The 18,020-nt window shown below is 72.8% G+C and carries 15 protein-coding genes; 7 read left to right on the top strand and 8 right to left on the bottom strand.

Translation table 11 applies throughout. The annotated features are described in order from the left end of the window. Positions 1 to 45: 45 nt before the first annotated feature. From R2B67_RS17340 to R2B67_RS17325, 4 genes are read left to right on the top strand one after another with little or no spacing between them, the layout of a single operon-like run. Entirely contained in the window at positions 46 to 792 is a 747-nt protein-coding gene (locus R2B67_RS17340; protein ID WP_018513669.1) for a response regulator transcription factor, read from the top strand. Between the two features lie 46 nt (positions 793 to 838). Beyond that, positions 839 to 2,446 (top strand): sensor histidine kinase, encoded by a 1,608-nt coding sequence (locus R2B67_RS17335; protein WP_317824891.1) that lies wholly within the window; start codon positions 839 to 841, stop codon positions 2,444 to 2,446. 26 nt (positions 2,447 to 2,472) lie between these two features. Then, on the top strand, positions 2,473 to 3,849 hold the full coding sequence (locus R2B67_RS17330; protein ID WP_317819342.1) for a bifunctional glycosyltransferase family 2/GtrA family protein: 1,377 nt from the start codon (positions 2,473 to 2,475) through the stop codon (positions 3,847 to 3,849). Beyond that, entirely contained in the window at positions 3,846 to 6,011 is a 2,166-nt protein-coding gene (locus tag R2B67_RS17325) for an ArnT family glycosyltransferase (RefSeq protein WP_317819340.1), read from the top strand. The genes R2B67_RS17330 and R2B67_RS17325 overlap by 4 nt, the downstream gene beginning before the upstream one ends. 37 nt (positions 6,012 to 6,048) lie before the next feature. Here R2B67_RS17325 and R2B67_RS17320 read toward each other — a convergent pair whose 3' ends face one another. Both R2B67_RS17320 and R2B67_RS17315 read right to left on the bottom strand, forming a co-directional pair. After that, complete coding sequence (locus R2B67_RS17320; protein WP_317819338.1) at positions 6,049 to 7,290, bottom strand: serine hydrolase domain-containing protein; 1,242 nt, start codon at positions 7,288 to 7,290, stop codon at positions 6,049 to 6,051. A gap of 214 nt (positions 7,291 to 7,504) precedes the next feature. After that, on the bottom strand, positions 7,505 to 8,344 hold the full coding sequence (locus R2B67_RS17315; protein WP_317819336.1) for an endonuclease/exonuclease/phosphatase family protein: 840 nt from the start codon (positions 8,342 to 8,344) through the stop codon (positions 7,505 to 7,507). Positions 8,345 to 8,518: 174 nt separating this feature from the next. Here R2B67_RS17315 and R2B67_RS17310 point away from each other — a divergent pair, with 174 nt between their 5' ends. Both R2B67_RS17310 and R2B67_RS17305 read left to right on the top strand, forming a co-directional pair. Further along, positions 8,519 to 10,048, top strand: coding sequence for an MFS transporter (locus R2B67_RS17310; RefSeq protein ID WP_317819335.1), 1,530 nt, complete (start codon positions 8,519 to 8,521; stop codon positions 10,046 to 10,048). A gap of 90 nt (positions 10,049 to 10,138) precedes the next feature. Then, complete coding sequence (locus tag R2B67_RS17305) at positions 10,139 to 11,014, top strand: TetR/AcrR family transcriptional regulator (RefSeq protein WP_317819334.1); 876 nt, start codon at positions 10,139 to 10,141, stop codon at positions 11,012 to 11,014. 11 nt (positions 11,015 to 11,025) lie between these two features. Here R2B67_RS17305 and R2B67_RS17300 read toward each other — a convergent pair whose 3' ends face one another. The 5 genes from R2B67_RS17300 to R2B67_RS17280 all read right to left on the bottom strand — a co-directional run bounded on the left by R2B67_RS17300 (position 11,026) and on the right by R2B67_RS17280 (position 16,661). Beyond that, complete coding sequence (locus tag R2B67_RS17300) at positions 11,026 to 11,982, bottom strand: NAD(P)-dependent oxidoreductase (RefSeq protein ID WP_317819333.1); 957 nt, start codon at positions 11,980 to 11,982, stop codon at positions 11,026 to 11,028. 5 nt (positions 11,983 to 11,987) lie between these two features. After that, positions 11,988 to 12,458 (bottom strand): PPOX class F420-dependent oxidoreductase, encoded by a 471-nt coding sequence (locus tag R2B67_RS17295; protein WP_317819331.1) that lies wholly within the window; start codon positions 12,456 to 12,458, stop codon positions 11,988 to 11,990. A gap of 62 nt (positions 12,459 to 12,520) precedes the next feature. Continuing rightward, the gene (locus tag R2B67_RS17290; RefSeq protein WP_317819330.1) at positions 12,521 to 13,336 is read right to left on the bottom strand and encodes a YceI family protein; all 816 of its coding nucleotides are present in this window, start codon (positions 13,334 to 13,336) and stop codon (positions 12,521 to 12,523) included. A 270-nt stretch (positions 13,337 to 13,606) separates the two neighbouring features. Next, positions 13,607 to 16,117, bottom strand: coding sequence for an MFS transporter (locus tag R2B67_RS17285; RefSeq protein ID WP_317819328.1), 2,511 nt, complete (start codon positions 16,115 to 16,117; stop codon positions 13,607 to 13,609). Positions 16,118 to 16,148: 31 nt separating this feature from the next. Beyond that, positions 16,149 to 16,661 carry a MarR family winged helix-turn-helix transcriptional regulator gene (locus tag R2B67_RS17280; RefSeq protein ID WP_317819327.1) on the bottom strand — a complete coding sequence of 171 codons (513 nt, stop codon included), beginning with the start codon at positions 16,659 to 16,661 and terminating at the stop codon, positions 16,149 to 16,151. Positions 16,662 to 16,905: 244 nt separating this feature from the next. Here R2B67_RS17280 and R2B67_RS17275 point away from each other — a divergent pair, with 244 nt between their 5' ends. Then, positions 16,906 to 17,121, top strand: a complete 216-nt coding sequence (locus R2B67_RS17275) for a hypothetical protein (protein ID WP_018513656.1) — start codon at positions 16,906 to 16,908, stop codon at positions 17,119 to 17,121. A 92-nt stretch (positions 17,122 to 17,213) separates the two neighbouring features. Here the strand turns inward: R2B67_RS17275 and R2B67_RS17270 are convergent, their stop codons facing one another. After that, on the bottom strand, positions 17,214 to 17,726 hold the full coding sequence (locus R2B67_RS17270; RefSeq protein ID WP_317819325.1) for a hypothetical protein: 513 nt from the start codon (positions 17,724 to 17,726) through the stop codon (positions 17,214 to 17,216). Positions 17,727 to 18,020: the final 294 nt, after the last annotated feature.

The following is an 18,020-nucleotide window of genomic DNA, read 5'->3' as shown; positions in this document are numbered from 1 at the left end:
AAACGGGTCAGGCTTCTCTCACGGGCGCCTCACAGGCTGGTGCCCATGACGACGACGACCGCGCCCCAGGGGCGTACCGAACTGCTCAGGCCGGACCGTACGCCCGTGCGCGTCCTGGTCGTGGACGACGAGGCTCCGCTCGCCGAGCTGCTCTCGATGGCCCTGCGGTACGAGGGCTGGGAGGTGCGCAGCGCCGCCGACGGGGCCGGGGCCGTCCGTGCGGCCCGGGACTTCCGCCCGGACGCGGTGGTCCTGGACGTGATGCTCCCGGACATGGACGGGCTTGCCGTGCTGGGCCGGCTCCGGCGCGACCTCTCCGACGTGCCCGTCCTCTTCCTCACCGCCCGGGACGCCGTGGAGGACCGGATCGCCGGGCTCACGGCGGGCGGCGACGACTACGTGACCAAGCCGTTCAGCCTGGAGGAGGTCGTGGCCCGGCTGCGCGGGCTGATCCGCCGCTCCGGTACGGCGCTCGCGGCCGAGCGGAGCCAGTCGACGCTCACCGTCGGGGACCTGGTGCTCGACGAGGACAGCCACGAGGTGAGCCGGGGCGGGGACGCGATCCACCTGACCGCCACGGAGTTCGAGCTGCTGCGGTTCCTGATGCGCAACCCGCGCCGGGTGCTCAGCAAGGCGCAGATCCTCGACCGGGTCTGGAACTACGACTTCGGCGGCCAGGCCAACGTCGTCGAGCTCTACATCTCCTACCTCCGCAAGAAGATCGACGCCGGACGGACGCCGATGATCCACACCCGGCGTGGGGCGGGGTATCTGATCAAGCCCGGTGAGTAGGCGGGTGAGTAGGCGGGTGAGTAGGCGGGTGAGTGAGCGCGTGGCTGTGGAAGGGCTGCGGCGGCCCTGGACCCTGCGGACCCGGCTCGTCGTGTCCGCCGTGTCCCTGATCGCCGTCGTCGCTGCCGTCATCGGGTCCGTCACCGCCATCGCCTTCCACAGCTACATGTACGGCAAGCTCGACGACCAGCTCCGCTCCATCGCCGTACGCGCGGAGCGGCCGCCCGGCCCCGGGCCGCTGCCCGAGGCCCTGCGGGACGCCGGTCCGCTCGGCTTCGTCGGCGGGGGCGGGCAGCCGCTCGGCACGTTCGGGGCCCTCGTCGACGACGGCGGGGACATCACCGCGTCGACGGTCGTCGAGGACAGCGGGCTGCGCTCCCAGGAGAGCGCGAAGCCGTTGACGGAGGCCCAGCAGCGGGCGCTGGAGGCGGCGGCCCCGGCGGCCGGCGTCGACGCACGGAGCGTCGAGCTGCCCGGCCTCGGCGGCTACCGCGTCGAGGCCGCCACCACCACCGAGGGCCGCACCGTCCTCGTCGGGATCCCCACCGCCGAGGTGAGCGGGGCGCTCACCACCCTGATCGTCGTCGAGGTCTGCGTCACCGCCGCCGGGCTCATCGCCGCCTCCCTCGCGGGCACCGTCCTCGTCGGCGTCGCCCTGCGCCCGCTCCGCCGGGTCGCCGCCACCGCCACCCGGGTCGTCGAACTCCCGCTCCACAGCGGTGAGGTGGCGCTCCTCGAACGCGTCCCGGACGCCGAGGCCGATCCCCGTACCGAGGTCGGGCAGGTCGGTGCGGCGCTCAACCGGATGCTGGGGCACGTCGGTTCGGCGCTGGTGGTCCGGCAGGAGAGCGAGACGCGGGTACGGCAGTTCGTCGCCGACGCCAGCCATGAGCTGCGCACCCCGCTGGCCTCGATCCGCGGGTACGCCGAGCTGACCCGGCGGGCGACGGGGCGCGAGGCGTCGGCGTCCGAGTCCGACCCCGTCATCCGGCACGCGCTCGGGCGGATCGAGTCGGAGGCGGACCGGATGACGGGGCTGGTGGAGGATCTGCTGCTGCTGGCCCGGCTGGATGCCGGACGCCCGCTCTCGTACGAGAGCACTGATCTGCTGCCGCTGGTCGTGGACGCGGTCAGCGATGCCCGGGCCGCCGACCAGGGCGGGGAGGGCCAGGACGCTCACCACCGCTGGCGGCTGGAGCTGCCGGACGAGCCCGTGACCGTACGCGCCGACCCCGCCCGGCTCCAGCAGGTGCTCGTCAACCTGCTGGCCAACGCCCGTACCCACACCCCGCCGGGGACCACGGTGACGGTCTCCGTACGGCCGTCCGTCCAGCCGTCCGTACGTGCCGATCAGCCGGTCACGCTGGAGGTGCGGGACGACGGGCCGGGCATCCCCGCCGAGCTGCTGCCGCACGTCTTCGAGCGGTTCGCGCGCGGTGACGCCTCGCGTTCGCGCCGGGCCGCCGACGAGAGGACGGCCACCGGTTCCACCGGCCTCGGTCTCGCCATCGTGCAGGCCGTCGTCTCCGCGCACGGCGGCCGCGTACGGGTCGACTCGACGCCCGGCCGTACGGTCTTCGCGGTCGAGCTGCCGGCGGAAGCAGACCCGTACGAGCACTCACAGGGCAGGGACAGGCTCACCACACCGGTGTGACAGCGCGGTTGGCGAATCTCGGTGCCATGACCACCACCGACAGCCTCCGGAGCGGCCCCGTCGCCAACGGCCGCGGCAGCGGGACGGGAGGGGACACAGGCCATCTGCCGGTCCGGGATCACCTCCCCGCCGCCCCCTCCGCCGTCCCCGTCCTCGACGTCGTCGTCCCCGTATACAACGAGGAGAAGGACCTCCGCCCCTGCGTCCTGCGCCTCCACGACCACCTCTCCCGCACCTTCCCGTACGCCTTCCGCATCACCGTCGCCGACAACGCCAGCACCGACGCCACGCCCGCCGTCGCGGCCCGGCTCGCGGCGGAGCTGCGCGGGGTGCGGTACGTACGGCTGGAGGAGAAGGGGCGCGGGCGGGCGCTCCGTACGGTCTGGACCGACTCCGACGCGCCCGTCCTCGCCTACATGGACGTCGACCTCTCCACCGACCTCAACGCCCTCCTCCCTCTGGTCGCCCCGCTGATCTCCGGCCACTCCGACCTGGCCATCGGCTCGCGGCTCGCCCGGAGTGCGCGGGTGGTGCGCGGGCCGAAGCGGGAGTTCATCTCGCGCGCCTACAACCTCATCCTGCGCTCCTCCCTAGCCGCCGGATTCAGCGACGCCCAGTGCGGGTTCAAGGCGATCCGGAGCGAGGTGGCCGAGCGGCTGCTGCCGCTGGTGGAGGACAGCGGCTGGTTCTTCGACACCGAGCTGCTGGTCCTCGCCGAACGGGCCGGGCTGCGCATCCACGAGGTGCCCGTCGACTGGATCGACGACCCCGACTCGACCGTCCACATCGTGCGGACGGCCACCGAGGACCTGAAAGGGGTGTGGCGGGTGGGGCGTGCGCTCGCCGTGGGCGCCCTGCCGCTGGGCCGGCTGGCCCGGCCCTTCGGCGACGACCCGCGCGACCGCGCGCTGACCGGGGTGCCGCGCGGACTGGCCCGGCAGCTGGTCGGGTTCTGTGTGGTCGGGGCCCTGTCCACCCTCTTCTACCTGGCCCTCTACTCCCTCTTCCGGCTCGGCGTCGGCCCGCAGCTCGCCAACGGCGGCGCGCTCCTCGTCTCCGCCGTCGCCAACACCGCCGCCAACCGGAGGCTCACCTTCGGCGTACGCGGCCGGAGCGGAGCCGTACGCCATCAGGCCCAGGGCCTCGTCGTCTTCGCGATCGGCCTCGCCCTGACCAGCGGTTCGCTCGCGGCCCTGGGGGTGGCCTCCGGATCTCCCTCCCACGGTGCCGAGTTGGCCGTGCTGATCACCGCCAACCTCGCCGCCACCGTGCTGCGCTTCCTGCTCCTGCGCGCCTGGGTCTTCCCGGCCCGCGCCCACGGCCATGCCCATGCCACCACCCATGCCACGACCCACGCCTCCACCCACGCCTCCACCTGCTCCGAACCCGAGGACCTCCGATGACCACGACCCTCGCCCCGGCGATGCCGGCCCCGCCGACGCCCGGCCCGGTGCCCGGCCCCCGCTGGGCACGCCCCGCGCTGTACGGGCTCCTCCTGGCCGTCGGGCTCGCGTACTTCTACAACCTCAGCGCCTCCGGTTACGCCAACTCCTTCTACTCCGCCGCCGTCCAGGCGGGCAGCCAGAGCTGGAAGGCGCTCTTCTTCGGCTCGCTGGACTCCGCCAACGCCATCACCGTCGACAAGCCCCCGGCCGCGCTCTGGCCGATGGCCCTGTCGGTACGGCTCTTCGGGCTCAACTCCTGGGCGATCCTGGCCCCGCAGGTCCTGATGGGCGTGGCCACGGCGGCCGTGCTCAACACCGCCGTACGCCGTCGCTTCGGGCCGGTCGCCGGGCTGATCGCGGTCGGCGTGTTCGCGCTGACGCCGGTCGCCGCGCTGATGTTCCGGTTCAACAACCCGGACGCGCTGCTCGCCCTGCTGATGACCGTCACCGTGTGGTGCGTGCTGCGGGCGCTGGAGGACGGGCGGACGAAGTGGCTGCTCTGGGCGGGCGTCGCGGTGGGGTTCGCGTTCCTGACGAAGACCTTGCAGGCGTTCCTGATCCTGCCGCCGCTGGCCGTGCTGTACGCGGTGTGCGCCCCGGTTTCCGTACGGAAGCGGCTCGGCCAACTCGCCCTGTCCGCACTGACGATGGCTGTCGCCGGGGGCTGGTGGGTGGCGATCGTGGAGCTGATGCCCGCGTCGTCGCGGCCGTACGTCGGAGGCTCGCAGAGCAACTCGTTCCTGGAGCTGACCTTCGGCTACAACGGGCTCGGCCGGCTCAACGGTGAGGAGACCGGGAGCGTCGGTGGGGGCGGAGGCGGTGGCGGCCGTGGGGGCGGTGGCTGGGGTGAGACCGGGATCGGGCGGATGTTCGACTCCGAGGTCGGCGGCCAGATCGCCTGGCTGCTGCCCGCCGCGCTGATCCTGTTGCTGGCCGGTCTCTGGCTGACCCGGAAGGCGGCCCGGACCGACTCCGCGCGGGCCGCGTTCCTGGCGTGGGGCGGGGCGCTGGTCATGACGGCCGCGGTGTTCAGCTTCATGGCGGGGATCTTCCACCAGTACTACACGGTGGCCCTCGCCCCGTATGTGGCCGCGCTGGTCGCCATGGGGGCCGTGGTGCTCTGGGAGGAGCGGGCGGCCTGGTGGCCGAGGGCGGTCCTCGCGGGGGCTGTTGTTACGACGGTGATCTGGGCGTTCGTGCTGTTGGGCCGGACCCCGGAGTACCTGCCGTGGCTGCGGTGGGCGGTGCTCGTGGGCGGGCTGGTGGGGGCGGCCGGGCTGCTGGTCGTGGGGCGGTTCGGCGGGCGGGGGCTGGCCCTCGCGGTGGTCGGGCTCAGCTTCGCGGCGTCGCTGGCGGGCCCGACGGCGTACACGCTCAGCACCCTGAACTCCGGGCACCAGGGGTCGATCGTGACCGCCGGGCCTTCGGGTGGCGGCGGGATGGGCGGGCCTGGGGGCGGGGGCCGGGGCGGTCCTGGGGGATTTGGTGGACCTGGTGGCGGTGACGGTGGTGGGCAGCGCGGGGGGATGCAGCCGCCGGGCGGGCAGGCCGCCGGTCAGGGGCAGTTCCCGGGGCAGGGGCAGGCCCAGGGCGGTCAGCCGGGTAACGCGCCCGGGGGAATGCCTACCGCACCCACCGGCACTGGCACCGGCTTCGGCGAGGGTATGAGGGGTGGCGGCGGAGGCGGCGGTATGGGCGGGCTGCTCAACGGCGCGTCCGTCTCCGCCGAGGCGAAGGCGCTCCTGGAGAAGGACGCGGACGCCTACACCTGGACCGCCGCGGCCGTCGGCGCGCAGAACGCGGCCAGCTACCAGCTCGCCACCGGCGACCCGGTGATGGCCATCGGCGGTTTCAACGGCAGCGACCCGTCCCCGACGCTCGCCCAGTTCAAGAAGTACGTGGCGGAAGGGAAGATCCACTACTTCGTGTCGGGCGGAATCGGCAGCGGCGGTATGGGCGGCGGCGGAGGAACGGGCGGCGGCGGTATGGAGGGCGGCGCCGGCATGGGTGGCGGCGGCAACGGGACCTCGTCCCAGATCTCCTCCTGGGTGACGGAGAACTTCACCGAGGTCACCGTCGGCAGCGCCACCTTCTACGACCTGACGCAGCCGGTCGGTTGAGGGCGGGGGCGTACGCGGCCGGGTGGCCGGGACCGGGTCAGAACCCGGCCGCGTACGTCCAGAAGTCCCGCATCACCTGGGGTGCGACCGGTCCGGCCAGCTCCACCTGGGTGAGGAGGACGGCGACCGTCCCCGTGGACGGGATGATGTGGGCGGTGGTGCCGGTGCCGCCGATCCAGCCGTAGCGGCCCAGCACGTTCCAGGGGGCCGTGATCTCGACGTCCACCGAGCCGCCGAACCCCCAGCCCTGGCCCTCCGTGAACAGTCCGCTCGCCGCGCGCTGGTCCGGGGTCAGCTGGTCGGTGACCATCTGCCGCACCGACTCGCCTGCCAGGACCCGCCGGCCGTCGTCCGCCAGGCCTTCGGCGAGCAGCATCCGGCCGAAGGCGTACCAGTCGTCGACGGTCGAGACCAGGCCGCCGGCGCCGGACGGGAAGGCGGGCGGGCTGCTCCACTGCCCGTCCGGGGCGTCGACCAGCTCCAGGCCGCTCCCGCTTCCGGTCCCGTTCCCGTTCCCGGCCTCGCTCCCGTCCCCGCTCCCGTCGCCCTCCCCGGCCCGGTAGTAGCCGGTGAACCGGTCCAGCGCGCCGGGTGCCACGGCGAACCCCGTGTCCGTCATCCCGAGGGGCTCGAAGATCCGCTCGGCCAGGTACGCGGGCAGCGGGCGGTCGGCGATCCGGGAGATCAGGACCCCGAGGATGTCGGAGCACGTGTTGTACAGCCAGCCGTCGCCCGGCTGGTGGAGCAGCGGGATCCGGGAGAGCGCGGCCATCCAGGCGTCCGGCCCGGGCACGGCCTGCGGCTGGGGCGGGCCCTGTTTCAGCTCGGCGAACAGCGGGGCGAGGGCCGGGAGCGTGAAGTCGGACGGGAAGCCGTACCCGGCCCGGGAGGTCAGCAGGTCCAGGAGGGTGATCGGGCGGACCGCCGACACCACGTCGTCGACCGGGCTCTGCGGGGTCCGGACGACCAGCGGCGAGGACAGCTCGGGCAGCCACGCGGCGACCGGGTCGGCGGGGGCGATCAGGCCGTCCTCGACCAGGGTCATGGCGGCCGCGGCGATGACCGGCTTGGTGATCGAGGCGATCCGGAACACGGAGTCCCGCCGCATGGGGGTGGTTCCCGTGGTCCCCGCGAGCATGGCCGAGCCGGCCGCCGCCACCTCCACCCGATCGCCCCGGGCGACCAGCGCCACCGCGCCCGGTGCCGATCCCCGGGCGATGTGGGAGTCCAGCAGTTCCTTCAGCCCGTGTCGTTCCTGCAGTTTGTGCGGGGTGGTCATGGTCGGCCTTTCTCCGGTACCGCATGCTCGGTCATGAGTCCGCCCTCCTTGGTGCGTCCCCCCGTGGGCAGCGGTCCGTGAGCGGTGCTCGGACTGTAAGACGTCAGCGGTGGCCGAAAGAAAGCGGCGCGACAGTAAAAAAGAGACTCCGGAGCCTCCCCCCGCCTCACCGGCCCCTCATCTCCCCCGCCTCGCCGGCCCCTCACTCCCCCCCTCACCGCCCCCGCAGCACCAGATCCGCCACGACCGCCCGGTGGTCCGAGGCCACGCTCTCCGGCACCCACGCACGCCGCACCCGCGCGGCCTCCTTCGACACCGCCACGTAGTCGATCCGCTTGACCGGGTCCTGCGCAGGGAAGGTCGGCGCCCCCGGATCGGCGTCCGTCAGCTCCTTCCACAGCGGGGCCAGTTCCGGGGCTCCGGGTTCCGCGTTGAAGTCGCCGAGCAGGACCTTCGGGCCCCGGTCCTCGGCCATGATCCGCCGGGTGTCGGCGACCTGGGCGACGCGTACGGCGGGGTCCGGGCGGTAGTCGAGGTGGGTCACATACACGTGCACGGGTCGCCCCTTCACCCGTACGACGGCCTCGCCGAACCCCGGCGCCGGGGCGGGGGACGGGTTGGGGTCCTGGGTCGAGAGGCGGGTGATCTCGTGGTTGTCGGCGCTCACGATCCGGTACCGGGACAGCACCGCCACCCCGAACTCGGCCCGTGGCCCGCCCGGTTCGGCGGGGTCCAGGCTGTAGATCGGCGCGAAGTACACGTACATGCCCAGCCGCTCGGCCAGCTCACCCGCGAGATCGCGCCACTCGCTGCGGGGCCCCCAGTGCCGGTCGGCCTCCTGGAGGCCGATCACATCGGCGTTCAGCGAGCGCAGCTCGGACGCCTGCCGATCGAGGTCGAACACGTTGTCCATGCCCGCACCGGCATGGATGTTGTACGTGGCGACGCGCAGCGGCACGCCGGGGGAGGCGGCAGCGGCGGCGGGGGGCGCTCCGAGTAACGCGCCCAGCAGGACCGCGGTGAGGAGCAGACGGCTACGGCGACGCGGTGACATGGCTCTCCAGTCAGCAGGCAGTCAGCAGGGGATGGCGGCGGCGGCACACAGGCCGTAATCGAGTTGTACGCCGTACAGGAGCTGCCTTACGGTGCACAACGCTCACGTCCTCTACACCGTAGAACTCATCGATCCGTCAAGGCCGCAAGCCGCGCCGGAGACCCAGGAGCCCGCATGACGGCGCCCGCCGCACCGCGACCCGACCTCGCCCCCCAGGGGCACCCGCAGCGCTGGCTGATCCTCGGCGTCATCTGCCTCGCCCAGCTCACCGTGCTGCTCGACAACACGGTCCTCAACGTCGCCATCCCTTCCCTCACCACGGAGCTGGACGCCTCCACCGCCGATGTGCAGTGGATGATCAACGCCTACTCGCTCGTCCAGTCCGGTCTGCTGCTCACCGCGGGCAGCTCAGCCGACCGCTACGGGCGCAAGAAGATGCTGGTCGTGGGCCTCGCCCTGTTCGGCATCGGTTCGCTGGCGGCCGGGCTCGCGCAGTCCTCCGGCCAGCTCACCGCGGCCCGGGCCGGCATGGGCGTCGGGGGCGCGCTGCTGATCACCACCACCCTCGCCGTCGTCGTCCAGATCTTCGACGACTCCGAGCGGGTCAGGGCGATCGGCCTCTGGGCGACCGTCAACTCCCTCGGCTTCGCGGCGGGGCCGCTGGTCGGCGGGATCGTGCTCAACCACTTCTGGTGGGGCGCGATCTTCCTCATCAACATCCCGGTCGCCGTGATCGGCCTGGTCGCCGTCGTCCGGCTCGTACCGGAGTTCAAGAACCCGCGCGGGGAGCGGCCTGACCTGCTCGGCGCGCTGCTCTCCACGGTCGGGATGACCGCGGTCGTGTTCGCGATCATCTCCGGGCCCGAACATGGCTGGACGTCGGGCCGGGTGCTGCTGACGGCGTTCATCGGGGTCCTGGTCCTCGCCGGGTTCGTCCGGTGGGAGCTGCACATCCCGCACCCCATGCTCGACATGCACTTCTTCCGGAACCAGAAGTTCATCGGTGCGGTGGCGGGCGCGGTCCTGGTTGCCTTCGGCATGGGCGGCTCCCTCTTTCTGCTCACGCAGCACCTTCAGTTCGTTCTCGGGTACGGGCCGCTGGAGGCGGGTCTGCGTACGGCGCCGATGGCGCTCACGGTGGTGGCCCTCAACCTGACGGGGCTGGGCGCCCGGCTGGTCCGGAGCACGGGCACGCCCGCCACGATCGCGGCGGGGATGAGCGCGCTGGCGGCCGGTCTCGCGGCCATCGCGGTGCTCGGGCGCGACGGGTACACCGGGATGCTGCTCGGCCTGGTCGTGATGGGCGCGGGGATCTCCCTCGCGATGCCCGCGATGGCCAACGCCATCATGAGCGCCATCCCGCCGGAGAAGGCCGGGGTGGGCGCCGGGGTCAACGGGACGCTCGCGGAGTTCGGCAACGGGCTCGGCGTCGCGGTGCTCGGCGCGGTCCTGAACATCCGGTTCGCCGCCCTCGTACCGGCCGCCGTCGGGGCCGCCTCACTTCCGGCCGCACTGGCCGCCGCCGACGGCCCGGGCGAGCGCGCGACCATCAAGGAGGCGTTCGCCTCCGGCCTGGAGACCAGCCAGCTGGCCGGCGCGGTCGCGGTGCTGGCGGGCGGCCTGCTCGCGGCGATGCTGCTGCGCCGGGCGGAGCGTACGGAGGCGGCCGCAGGCCGGGCCGAGGCAGTGGGACCGGCGGCATAGCATCGGAGGAGGCAGGACGGACAGTTACGGGGCAGTACGGGGCGGAGGCCGGGCCGGGCTCCGGCCTCCGCGAGACGAGGAGAGTGCGCCATGGTGTCCGCGTCCGACCGCGCGACGAACTCCGGGAACGACTCCGGAAAAGGCCCCAAGGCGGCCGTCGGCAAAGGCTCTGAGCCGAACCCCGCGCGGACCAGCGTGTGGCTCGACCGGCGGACCTCTTCGCGGACCCGCAGGACCGAGTCCCCGGCGGGCCTGGACCGGAACCGGATCACCGAGGCGTCGGTGCGGCTGCTGGACGCCGAGGGTCTCGCCAAGTTCTCCATGCGTCGGCTCGCCGCCGAACTGGACGTCACCGCGATGTCCCTCTACTGGTACGTCGATACCAAGGACGACCTCCTGGAGCTGGCGCTCGACTCGGTCTACGCGGAGATCGCACCGCCGCGCGAGGACGCCGACTGGCGGGACCGGCTGCGCGAACTGGCCCGCAGCTACCGCGAACTGCTCGTCCGCCACATCTGGATCTCGCCGCTCGCCGGGACCTTCCTCAACATCGGCCCGAACTCGGTCCTGTTCTCGTCCGCCGTCATGGACGTCATCCGGGCCACCGGCCTGCCCCTGGAACGGCAGACGGGCGCGCTCGCGGCGGTCTTCCAGTTCGTGTACGGATTCGGCACCGTCGAGGGCCACTTCAAGGCGCGGTGCGACGCGACGGGGCTCACCCAGGACGCGTACCACCGGCACGCGATGGGCACGATCCGGGCCCAGCCGCACCTGCGGGCGATCGTCGAGTCCTCCGACGACCTGATGGCGGCCCGGGGCGGCGACACGGTGGAGGAGATGCGCGAGCGGGACTTCGTCTTCGCGCTGGACCTGCTGATCGCGGGCATCGAGGCGAAGTGCGACCGTATTACGGGCTCCGCGACGACCGCTGCTCACCGAGGTAAGCAACCTCAGCCACCTCGGTAACCTCAGCAGCCTCAGTAACCGCGCCCCACGTCCACCGCCAGCTCCGGCCGGCGGCCCTCCCGCACCGCCTCCCAGCAGGCGGCGAAGTCCTGGGCCACGTCCTCGTCGGCGGTGATCCCCGCGGAGTGCGAGGTGATCACCGTACGGGGCAGCCGCCAGACCGGGTCGTCGGGCGCGGCCGGCTCCTCCGCCAGCACGTCCAGCACCGCGCGCCGCACTCCACCGTCCCGCAGCGCGTCCTCCAGCGCCGCCAGATCCACCGTCGCGCCCCGCCCCACATTGACGAACGTCGCACCCCGCACCGCCGCGAACCGGCCCGCCCCGAAGAAGCCCTCCGTGGCCCCGGTCGACGGCAGCGCGGCCACCACCCACCGAGCCCTCGCCAACTCCTCGGCCTCCGCGTCCTCCCCGGCCCCGACCACCCGGTCGAAGCCCACCGGGGGCGGCCCGCTCCCCGCCGTACGGCCCACCCCCACCGTCCGCACCCCACACCGCCGCAGCAACCCCGCCACGGCCCCGCCGATGCGCCCGGTCCCGTAGACGAGCGCGGTCTGCCCGGCGACCAGCTCCGTGGGGAGCCGCCGCCACTCGGCGCGGGCGTGCTGGGCGGCGTACTCCGGGACGGCCTGGCACTCCGCGAGCACCCAGCCCACCACGTACTGCGCGATCCGCTCGCCCATCCGCCCCACGGTCCGGGTCAGCAGCGCCCCGGCCGGCCACGCCCCGGCGGCGAGCAGCGGATCCGTACCGGCGTTGACGCTGTGGAACCAGACCAGCCGCTGCCCCGCCCGCACCGGGCCCGGCAACGCGGCGCCCACACAGAGCAGCGGACCGTCGCCCGGCTCCTCGTCCGCCAACGTCTCGGCGCCCCGCCCGGTGATCCGCTCCAACTCCCGTACGAGCGATCCACTCAGCTCGGGCGCGACGAGCAGCCGGGCCCGCGCGAGGAGCTCCGGTCCGGGCACCACGGCTATCACTGACCGGGCGCGAGGTGAGCCGGGAAACCGCCGGTCGCCACCGGCCCCCACCGCTCCGGCGTGACCCGGATGATCGACTTGCCCTGCTTCACCATGGCGGCCCGGTACTCGTCCCAGTCCGGGTGCTCGCCGGAGATGTTCCGGAAGTACTCGACGAGCGGCTCCACGGAGTCCGGGGCGTCGAGCACCTCCGCCACGCCGTCGACCTGCACCCACGGCCCGTCCCACTCGTCCGAGAGGACGATCACGCTGACCCGCTCGTCGCGCTTGGCGTTGCGGGTCTTGGCGCGCTCCGGGTACGTCGACATGACGATCCGGCCCGCGTCGTCGACGCCGCAGGTCAGCGGGGAGCCCTGGGGGCGGCCGTCGGCCCGGGCGGTGAGCAGGATCGCCCGGTGCCGGGGCCGTACGAACGCCAGCAACTCGTCGAGGTCCACGGCGGTGTTGGTCGCGATGTTGGGAGCCATGGCCACCACCCTACGACCGCGCACGCACACCGCCCCGGCAGCGAATCACGCTCTCACCGGCCCTACCCGGGCAGCGCGTCGCCCTGCACCGCCTGGATGTCCAGCTCCACGCGCAGGGTGGTCCCGATGGCGGAGATGCCCGCCTGGACGACCTGGTTGTAGTTCATCGCGAAGTCGTCGCGGCGCAGCTCGGCCGCGGCGTGGAAGGCGGCGCGCACCCCGCCCCACGGGTCGGGCCCGGTGCCGAGGTAGGTCAGGTCCAGGTCGACCGGGCGGGAGAGGCCGTGCATGGTCAGCTCGCCGTGGACGGTCCAGCGGTCGGGGCCCGCCGGGGCGAGGCCGGTGGAGCGGTAGGTGATCTCCGGGTAGCGGTCCACGTCCAGGAAGTCGGGCGAGCGCAGGTGCTTGTCCCGCATGCCGTTGCCGGTGTCGATGCTGGCGGCGGTGATCACCGCGTCGACCCGGGAGCGGGAGACGTCCTCGGCGATCGTGATCCGGCCGCCGAAGTCGGTGAACCGGCCGTGCACGCTGGAGATCCCCAGGTGCTGGGCGACCGCGCCGACCGAGGAGTGCACCGGGTCCAGCGACCAGGCGCCCGGTGGCGGGAGCTCCACCCCGCCCTGGCGGGCCAGCACGATCTGCCCGCCCTCGATCCGCCCGCTCGCCGTGACGAGGGCGGTGGAGGCGGCGGGGGCGTACCCGACCGCCGTGACGATCACCGTGTACGCGCCGGCCGGCAGGGACCCGTCCGTGCGGACGGCCCCGTCCTCGTCGGCCGCGGCCCGCAGCACCTGGGTGCCGGTCATGTCGGTGACCGTCACGACGGCGTGCTGGACCGCCCAGCCGTCCCGCGTCCGTACCTGTGCGCGAAGTCCCATCCGTATCTCTCTCCTAGCTCCATGACGCTGGGTCACATGAGTCGGGCCCCGGGGTGGCCACGGCAGGCCGTCCCCTGCCTGCCGTACCCACCTCCGGGGCCCATTTCCACCCGGCCGCGACAGCCTCTCCGCAAGAAGTGCTGTCCGACCAGGGGTCTTTGCGATCCCTTCACGTGTTGACGCGCATCCCTATAGGCACACGCGCGCACATAAGGGAGGGATCAATCTCGCGGCGGGCTGTCACTCGCCGGGGTGTCACTCACCGGGCTGTCACTCGCCGGGGTGGGCCAGCTCTATGTCGTGCCCGTCGACGCCCGTACCGGTCACCGTCAGCGCGCCCGCCACCGGCGGGTAGCCGGTCGCGATGACCGAGTACTCGCCCGCGTCCAGGTCGGTGAAGGCATACGCGCCGTCCTCGCCGGTCGTCGCGGTGGCGACCACGTTGCCGGCCGCGTCGATCAGCGTGACCCGGGCGTCGGCCAGCGGCCCCCGGGCGGACCCGGCCCGGACGACGCCCCGCACCAGCGCACCGGCCCGCAGCGCGGCCTCGACGCGGGTGACGCCCTGGCCGCCGACCTCCACGGGCAGCGCCAGCGGGCGGAACCCGGCCGCGTTGACCGCGACGGTCACGGAGCCCGGGACCAGCTCGCCGAACGTGAACTCCCCGGCCTGGCCGGTGGTCCCGGTGGCCAGGACATCGCCCCGGACGTCGGTGACGATGACCATCGCGCCGTCGACCGGCGTACCGGATTCGGCGGCCCTTACGGTTCCGGCCAGTCCGCTCGTACCGGAGAGCAGGATGTCGAAGGCCAGCGGCTCCTCGCCGACGACCACCGTGGACGCCTGCGGCTGGAAACCGTCGGCGGAGGCGATCAGGACGTAGCTGCCGGAGCCCGGCGCGTCCAGGGTGTAGCCGCCGTCGCCCCGGGCGACGGAACGCCCCAGCTGACGGCCGCCCAGCGAGATCAGGGTGAGCGCCGCACGGGCGACCGGAGCCCCTTCGGCACCGCGCACCACACCGCGTACGGGCGTGCCCTGGACCGTCTCGTTCTCGTTCTCGTTCTCGTACGAGGTCACGGCGCCGACGGTGGCGGGCACGGGAGCCTCCACCACAGAGGTCTCCAGGGTCTCCGGGGTCTCCAGGGTCTCCGAGGTCTCCGGGGCGTCGTTGGCGGCGCTGGTCTTCAGGGCGACCTCCTTGATGAAGAGGGTCACGATGAAGGCGACGAGCGCGCACGGAGCGGCGTAAAGGAAGACGTCACCGACGCCATGCCCGTACGCGGCCTCCATGACCACGCGGAACGGCTCGGGCAGCTTGTCCAGGTCGGGGATGCCCCCGCCGCCCGTACCGCCGTGGCCGAGCTTGGCACCCTCGGGACCGAGGTCGGCGAGGCCCTCCTTGACGTACTGCGTGACGCGGTTGCCCAGGACGGCGCCGAGCGCCGAGACGCCGATCGCGCCGCCGAGGGACCGGAAGAAGGTGACGACGGAGCTCGCGGAACCGAGGTCCTCGGGAGCGACCTGGTTCTGCGTCGCGAGCACCAGGTTCTGCATCATCATGCCGATGCCGAGACCCATGACGAACATGTAGACCGCGACGTGCCAGTACTCGGTGTCGTACCGGATCGTGCCGAGCAGTCCGAGCCCGGCCGTGACCAGGAAGCCACCGGTGACCAGCCAGGCCTTCCAGCGCCCGGTCTTGGTGATGATCTGACCGGAGACGGTCGAGGAGAGGAAGAGGCCCGCGATCATCGGGATGGTCATGACGCCGGACATCGTCGGCGACTTGCCGCGCGCGAGCTGGAAGTACTGGCTGAAGAAGACCGTGCCCGCGAACATCGCGATACCGACGAAGAGCGAGGCGATCGACGCCAGCGTGATGGTGCGGTTGCGGAAGAGGCGCAGCGGGATGATCGGTTCCTTGGCGCGCGACTCGACGAACACGAAGATCAGGCCGAGCAGGACCGAGCCCGCGACCATCACGTACGTCTGCCACGACAGCCAGTCGTACTTGTCACCCGCGAAGGTGACCCAGACCAGCAGGAGCGAGACGGCGGCGCTGATGAAGAACGCGCCGGTCCAGTCGACCTTGACGCCCTCGCGCTTGACGACGGGGAGCTTCAGGGTCTTCTGGAGCACGATGAGAGCGATGATCGCGAACGGCACGCCCACGTAGAAGCACCAGCGCCAGCCCATCCAGCTGGTGTCGGTGATGACGCCGCCGAGGAGCGGGCCGCCGACGGTGGCGACGGCGAAGACCGCGCCCAGGTAGCCGCTGTAGCGGCCGCGCTCGCGCGGAGCGATCATCGCGGCCATGACGATCTGCGCGAGGGCGGAGAGACCGCCGACGCCGATGCCCTGGACGACGCGGCAGGCGATGAGCATGCCGCTGCTGGTCGACAGACCGGCGACGACCGATCCGAGGACGTAGATGATCAGGGCTATCTGGACCAGCAGCTTCTTGCTGAACAGGTCCGAGAGCTTGCCCCAGAGCGGGGTGGTGGCGGTCATGGCCAGCAGCGAGGCCGTGACGACCCAGGTGTAGGCGCTCTGCCCGCCGCCGAGGTCGGAGATGATCTCGGGCAGGGCGTTGGAGACGACCGTCGACGACAGGATCGCGACGAACATGCCGAGCAGCAGCCCGGTCAGCGCCTCCATGATCTGGCGGTGCGTCATGGGTGTGCCGTCGGAGGCGCCGGAGCCGCTGTGGCCTCCGTGGCCTCCATGACCTCCGTGCTTGGCGTGGCCGCCCCGCACACCGGTCGGTGTGGTCGTAGCCATTGAGTTCCTTATCCGTGCGTATTTGCTTCTGTTACACAGGTGTACGGGTGTACGCGTCGTCGCCGAGCCCGTTCCGGCACTCGCCGGAGTGGCTTCCGGGAGCACAGCCACCGGGTCCGCGACAGGCGAAGCTGTCGCGCAGCCGGGACAGCAGCGCGTTGAGCCGGCCGACGTCCTCGTCGGACCAGTCGGCGAGATTGCGGGCGAACATCTCGGTGGTCCGCCGCGTCAGCTCGTCGAGCTGCGCGCGACCGCCGGGGGTCAGCCGCAGGATGCGGGACCGCTTGTCCGCCGGGTCGGGGGACCGCTCGATCCAGCCGTACTCGGCCACATGGGCCACGTGGCGACTGGTCACCGAGAGGTCCACGGCCATCAGCTCGGCGAGCCTGCTGATCCGCATCTCGCCGTGCCGGTCCAGGAGCGTCAGCACGGCGGCGGAGCCGCCGGGACACTCCGGGGGGAGTGCGCGGGCGAGTCCGCGCTTGACGGCCCCGACCGCGCTGAGCTGCCGGGCGAGTTCCTCGTACCGACTCCGTGCGGCCACCGGGACCCCCAACGCACTGATGCCTAGCCTGACTATGTTGTTGCTTAGGGCAACCATAGAAGCCGTTGGTTGCTACAGGCAAACGAAAATGGCCTTGCAGAAGTAAAGGAACGCAAAAGCCTCCGTAGGCTCCGGGTCAAGCCCGTCCCGCCCCTGTTCCGCCGCCGTTCCGGCGCTGGTCGGGCGGGGTGTCCGGCGGCCCGGGGGTTGGGCGGAAGGCCCGAGTTCGCTAGGGTCCTGCCCCATGGCACACAACCCCCACGCCCCTCAGCCGGGCCCCGAGGGCACCCCTGATCCGGCGGGCAGCACGCAGATGTTCCGCGCCTTCGTCGACGAGGGCGAGCCGCAGCGCCGTGCGCAGCCGGCCGCGACCTCGTCCGGGCCGAGAGTCGGGGTGATCGCGGCGGTCGTCGCGGTCGTCGTCGTCCTCGGCGCGGTGGCGTGGCTGGCACTGGGCTGACGCACCGACCACGACCTGAACGCCTGTGGGGCGGGCAACGACTCTGGTCTCTGCCCGCCCCACAGGCGTTTCTGCTTCGGCACGCCCGAGGCTCACTCCCACACGGCGGAGACGTCCTGGGTCTCGACGCGCATCCCCAGAGGCACGCGCCAGGACTCCACGCACACGGTGTACGTCTCCGAGCGCGTGGCCCCGGCCGCGATGGGAGTCGGGAGCGACTGGCTGGACCGGATGGTGGCCCAGTCGACGCCGAGGGCCCCGATGATGTGCGTGGCGAAGGTGACGGTGCCCGAACGCGCCGGAGAGCCGCCGGTGTTGCGGAACTCCACGGTCACCTTCTCGCACCACCGCTTGTCCGCCGGCGCACGCTGCGGGGCGCTCAGGGTGAGGGCGGCGGGGGCCGGGGGAGGGGCGGGTTTGCCGGGCGGGGGGCTGGGCGGAGGCTTGGTCGTACCGTCCCCGCCGCCGCCGGGCTGGGACCCGCTGCCGGGGGCGGAGGGCCCGGGGGGCTTGGGCGGCTGGGCGGGCTTCCCGGGCTGGGTCCCGACCCCGACCCCGACCCCGTCTCCGGCACCGTCGCCTCCTGCTCCGGCACCGCCGGCCACTCCCGTACGCGCTCCGCTGCCGCCCCCGCTCCCGCCCCCGCCGCCTCCCGCCCCGGACCCCGGGGTGCGGGCCGAGGGACCTCCCGTAGGCCCATGGACAGCGGCAGGTCCACCGGAGCCTGCGGCGGGCGGCGGCGAGGCGGCCCCCGGAGCCGGGCCGGCACCAGGTCGCCCCGAGCCCCCCTCCGTACCCTCGCCGTCCAACGGGACCAGCGTCACCTTCCCCGAGGGTCCCGAGGGCCCTGAGGACCCTGAACCCCCCGAGGCCCCGCCACCGGCCGCGCCCACCGCCGC

It is taken from the genome of Streptomyces cyaneofuscatus, from assembly GCF_033109485.1.
GTDB classification, from domain to species: domain Bacteria; phylum Actinomycetota; class Actinomycetes; order Streptomycetales; family Streptomycetaceae; genus Streptomyces; species Streptomyces cyaneofuscatus.
This window is presented reverse-complemented; position numbering and strand designations above follow the sequence as displayed.

Excerpts from the sequence above, each read along its gene's own strand:
- R2B67_RS17340 (WP_018513669.1), top strand. The coding sequence starts at position 46 with ATGACGACGACGACCGCGCCCCAGGGGCGTACCGAACTGCTCAGGCCG.
- R2B67_RS17330 (WP_317819342.1), top strand. The coding sequence starts at position 2,473 with ATGACCACCACCGACAGCCTCCGGAGCGGCCCCGTCGCCAACGGCCGC.
- R2B67_RS17325 (WP_317819340.1), top strand. The coding sequence starts at position 3,846 with ATGACCACGACCCTCGCCCCGGCGATGCCGGCCCCGCCGACGCCCGGC.
- R2B67_RS17320 (WP_317819338.1), bottom strand. The coding sequence starts at position 7,290 with ATGACCACCCCGCACAAACTGCAGGAACGACACGGGCTGAAGGAACTG.
- R2B67_RS17315 (WP_317819336.1), bottom strand. The coding sequence starts at position 8,344 with ATGTCACCGCGTCGCCGTAGCCGTCTGCTCCTCACCGCGGTCCTGCTG.
- R2B67_RS17310 (WP_317819335.1), top strand. The coding sequence starts at position 8,519 with ATGACGGCGCCCGCCGCACCGCGACCCGACCTCGCCCCCCAGGGGCAC.
- R2B67_RS17305 (WP_317819334.1), top strand. The coding sequence starts at position 10,139 with ATGGTGTCCGCGTCCGACCGCGCGACGAACTCCGGGAACGACTCCGGA.
- R2B67_RS17295 (WP_317819331.1), bottom strand. The coding sequence starts at position 12,458 with ATGGCTCCCAACATCGCGACCAACACCGCCGTGGACCTCGACGAGTTG.
- R2B67_RS17290 (WP_317819330.1), bottom strand. The coding sequence starts at position 13,336 with ATGGGACTTCGCGCACAGGTACGGACGCGGGACGGCTGGGCGGTCCAG.
- R2B67_RS17285 (WP_317819328.1), bottom strand. The coding sequence starts at position 16,117 with ATGGCTACGACCACACCGACCGGTGTGCGGGGCGGCCACGCCAAGCAC.
- R2B67_RS17275 (WP_018513656.1), top strand. The coding sequence starts at position 16,906 with ATGGCACACAACCCCCACGCCCCTCAGCCGGGCCCCGAGGGCACCCCT.